Source organism: Actinosynnema sp. NPDC023658, assembly GCF_040639995.1.
Lineage (GTDB): Bacteria > Actinomycetota > Actinomycetes > Mycobacteriales > Pseudonocardiaceae > Actinosynnema.
The window spans coordinates 1-4400 of record NZ_JBFAAX010000492.1; the positions used below are offsets into that span (position 1 = coordinate 1).

Here is a 4400-nt window from a genome sequence, read left to right on the forward strand (position 1 = left end):
GCAGGATGTGCGGCAGCAACGCCGTCCGCGCCGGGACGGCGGGCGCCCCGGCGAGCTGCACCAGCACCAACAACCCGCACACCACCGGCCACGGCAGGGCGGGCACGGCCATCACCGCGACCAGCGCGGCCCGCAGCAGGTCGGAGCTCACCATCACCGCGCGCCGCGGGTACCGGTCGGCCAGTCCCGCCAGCAGCGGTCCGCCGACGAGGTCGGGCAGGAACGTCAAGGCGTAGGTGATGGCCGCCCACGCCGGGGAGCCGGTGCCGCGGAACACCAGCACCGTGAGCGCGACCCGGGCGAACTGGTCGCCCACGGTCGAGATGGTGTGCGCGACGAACAGCGCGCGGAACTCGGTGGAGGCGAACACCTCGCGGTACAGCGACCGTCCCCCTGGTTGGTCGACCATCGGCGGTCAGGACCCGGCACCGCGGGCCGACGCCATCTCCACCCGGTCACGACCGTTGTTCTTCGCGCGGTACAGCGCGGTGTCGGCGGCCAGCAGCAGCCGGTCGACCGTGTCGCCGTGCGCCGGGAACCCAGCCACCCCCAGCGACGCGGTGATCTGGAGCGTCCCGTCGGAGGCAGAAGCAGCAGAGGTCGAGGAAGGGGCAGAGAGAGGGGAGGAGGGGGGAGTGGAGGCGGAGAAGGGGGACGAGAGGGAGGAGAAGGAAGCGGTGCGCAGGTCGTCGGTGGGCAGGTCGGTCAGCGGTATGCGGACGGTCTCGCGGATCCGTTCGGCCACCTGCCAGGCGGCGGTCAGGTCCGTGCCCGGCAGCAGCACCACGAACTCCTCGCCTCCCCACCGGCCGACCAGGTCGCCGTCACGCACCTGGCGCCGCACCTCGGCGGCCACGGCGCGCAGCGCGTGATCACCCGCCAGGTGGCCGTGGGTGTTGTTGATGTCGCTGAAGTGGTCCAGGTCCAGCACGAGCACCGCCACCGGCATTCCGACGGCCTTCGCCCTGGTCAGCTCGGCGGCGGCCCGCTCGGTCCAGGCCACGGAGGTCAGCGCGCCGGTCTTGCCGTCCACCCGGGCCGCGGTGCGGTAGACCGGCAGCAGCAGGCCCAGGTGCATGCCCAGCATGGTCACGACCAGCACCGGCATCACCCACGGTGCCGTCACCAGCACCACCGCCAGGCCGGTGCCCAGGCCGATCGACGCGGCGATCACCAACTGCTGGCTCGGCGGCCCCAGCACGTCGCGACCCGGCCGGGTCGGTGAGGACAGCACGATCGCGCCCAGCACCAGCGCGAGGTTGACCAGCCAGTACGCGACACCGGCCGCCACCAGCGCGCCGAGGCCGGTCGGGCCGTTCAGCTGCGCGGCGTGCGGCAGCGCCGGATCCGGGTGCACCGCGACCAGGATCGCCCCGGCCGACCAGCAGGCCAGCAGCACCGTGGCGGCGGAGAAGACCTTGCGGTGCAGCGGGCTGCTCCGGTAGATCCGCAGCCAGCCGTAGCCGTAGCTCACCGCGACCAGCCCGGCCAGCAGCGGCGGCGGCAGCACCAGCACCCCCGCGAAGAGCCAGATCGACTGCGGGTGGGCGTACGGGCTGCCCTCGGCCGCGACCTCGCGCACCCGTTCCAGGCCGCGGGCGGCCTCGAAGTGCACCACCGCGGCGGCGGACAGCACCGCGAACCACGTCCAGTGCCGACCCGTCACGGGCACCAGGGTCGCCACCGACGCGACCGCGACGACCGCCACGGCCTCGACGGTCAGCACGTAGATCAGCACCGCGCGCGGGAGCCGCCACAGCGACCAGTCACGGCACCACTGCAGGTGGATAGCGCGCCGTCGTCGGCTGCCCGAGACCATTGGGTGTCCACCACCTCCTAGCAGGTGATGACACCGTAACCAAGCCATCACAGACAGTCGAGCACCCCGGGAGACGATGATGAACGCGCTCGCCAACTCCACCACCGTTCGGCCCAACGACTGGCGTACCGGTCGGCCCAACGACTGGCGCCGCTGAACCAGTGACCGGCCCGGTCGCGCCGCCCCCGCACGTGCGACCGGGCCGAACCAAAGATCCGCCGTCCCGGCGCCCGTTGATCACGCGGCTACGGGATCCCACAGGTTCCCCGCGTCACGGGCGCGGGGCGGCCCGCACCTCCGAGCGGTGGGGAGCGGAATCAACCGGGCGGCGCGATGGTGACGCGTCTGCCCCTCGCCAGGGCTGCACGTCACCCACCGCGCGACGACGTGCCCAGCACCGATACGCGCCGAGCGGCACGGACACCGTCGCGCGGTGGGGATTGGCGGGGCTCCGACCAGTGCCGGTACCGGTAATGCGCCGCTAAAGAACCGTAAAAGCACCGGGGGTGTGCGCCGGTCCGGCTCGGGCGTGTGTGAATGTGAGGGCATGGACGACCACGATCTTCCGCCGCGCCTGGACAGCCCGGTCCGGCCGGCGCCGCCGTCGACCCGGTTCGGGCGGTGGTTGCTGCGTCACCAGGTCGCACCGGAGGGGCCGGCCAGCGCCGAGAGCCACACCGAGCCGCACGCCTGGTGGAAGGTGATGTGCCTGACCGGCGTGGACTACTTCTCCACGCTGTCCTACCTGCCCGGCATCGCCGCGCTGGCGGCGGGCGCGGTGTCGCCGCTGGCGACGTTGCTGATCGTGGTCCTGACGTTGCTGGGGATGCTGCCGATGTACCGGCGGGTGGCCCGGGAGAGCCCGCACGGGCAGGGCTCGGTGGCGATGCTGGAGAAGCTGCTGCCGTTCTGGCGGGGCAAGCTCTTCGTGCTGGTGCTGCTCGGCTTCGTGGCCACCTCGTGGATCATCACGATCACCCTCTCCTCCGCGGACGCCACCGTGCACCTGCTGGAGAACCCGATGGCGCCCGGCTTCCTGCACGGCCACGCGCTGCTCGTCACGGTCGTGCTGCTGCTGGTCCTGGGCGGGGTGTTCCTGCTCGGGTTCAGCGAGGCGGTCACCGTGGCCATCCCGCTGGTGGCGGTGTTCCTGCTGCTCAACGCCGTCGTCGTGGTCGCGGGTGTGGTGGAGGTCGTGGCCGCGCCCGACGCGCTGGGCCGGTGGGTGGACGCGCTGACCTCCGGTGGCGGCCTCACCGGCGCGGTCGGCCCGGCGGTCCTGGCGTTCCCGCTGCTGGTGCTCGGCCTGTCCGGGTTCGAGACCGGGGTGAGCATGATGCCCCTGGTCGCCGCGTCGGGCGACACCGCCGAGGAGCGGCTGGAGAGCCGCATCCGCAACACCCGCAAGCTGCTCACCGCGGCGGCGTTGATCATGTCGGTGTACCTGGTCGCGACCAGCTTCGTCACGACGGTCCTGGTGCCCGCCGACGCGTTCCGGCCCGGCGGCGAGGCCAACGGCCGCGCGCTGGCCTACCTGGCGCACGAGCTGCTGGGGGAGTGGGCGGGCACGGCCTACGACATCAGCAGCGTCCTGATCCTGTGGTTCGCGGGCGCCTCGGCCATGGCGGGCCTGATCAACATCGTGCCCCGCTACCTGCCCGCGTACGGCATGGCCCCCGACTGGACCCGCGCGGTGCGGCCGGTGGTGCTGGTCTACACCGCGGTCTGCGTCCTGGTGACCATCCTGTTCAACGCCGACGTCAACGCCCAGGCCGGCGCGTACGCCACGGGCATCCTGGCGATGATGGTGTCCGCGACCGTCGCGGTGACGACCTCCGCCGTCCGCCGCCGGCAGCGCGGCCAGGCCGTCGGCTTCACCGTGCTGACCCTCATCCTGCTCTACGCCCTGGTCGACAACGTGATCGAGAAGCCCGACGGCATCACCATCTCGTTCTTCTTCATCCTCGGCATCGTCGTCGTCTCGCTGGTCTCCCGGGTCACCCGGACCACCGAGCTGCGGGTCACGCACATCGAGTTCGACGACGCCGCCCGCCGGTTCGTCACCGAGTCCATCGCCCACGACGGCGCGCTGACCCTGATCGCCAACCGCCGCCAGGCCGGTGACGCCGCCGAGTACCGGGCCAAGGAGTCCGAGCAGCGCGGCATGAACCCCGTCCCGGGCGCGGCCGACGTGCTGTTCCTGGAGATCGACGTGGTCGACCCGTCCGGCTTCAGCGACGTGCTGCGCGTGCGCGGGATCGACGTCGAGGGGACCCGCGTGCTGCGCGCCGAGAGCCCGGCCGTGCCCAACGCGATCGCCGCCATCCTGCTGGTCCTGCGCGACGCCACCGGGGTGCGCCCGCACTGCCACTTCGAGTGGAGCGAGGGCAACCCGCTCGGCCACCTGTTCCGCTACCTGCTGCTGGGTCGCGGCGACACCGCGCCGGTCGTCCGCGAGATCATCCGCAAGAGCGAACCGGACCGCGACCGCCGCCCCGGCATCCACGTCGGTGGCTGACCGTTTCCCCGGCGACGGCTGTTGACCTGGTGCGCGCTCCAGCTCCTAGCGTCGGGGTCATGT

General features: G+C 72.4%; 2 protein-coding genes and 1 pseudogene. 1 reads left to right on the forward strand and 2 read right to left on the reverse strand.

The window, feature by feature from the left end:
- Together AB0G02_RS29710 and AB0G02_RS29715 are read right to left on the reverse strand one after the other, a co-directional pair.
- Window positions 1-409, reverse strand: a pseudogene (locus AB0G02_RS29710) (MFS transporter); the annotation flags it as partial.
- Window positions 410-415: 6 nt separating this feature from the next.
- Window positions 416-1819 carry a GGDEF domain-containing protein gene (locus tag AB0G02_RS29715; RefSeq protein WP_360800350.1) on the reverse strand — a complete coding sequence of 468 codons (1404 nt, stop codon included), beginning with the start codon at window positions 1817-1819 and terminating at the stop codon, window positions 416-418.
- Between the two features lie 547 nt (window positions 1820-2366).
- Between AB0G02_RS29715 and AB0G02_RS29720 the strand changes: the two genes are divergently transcribed.
- Window positions 2367-4337 (forward strand): amino acid transporter, encoded by a 1971-nt coding sequence (locus AB0G02_RS29720; protein ID WP_360800353.1) that lies wholly within the window; start codon window positions 2367-2369, stop codon window positions 4335-4337.
- The last annotated feature ends 63 nt before the right edge of the window (window positions 4338-4400 follow it).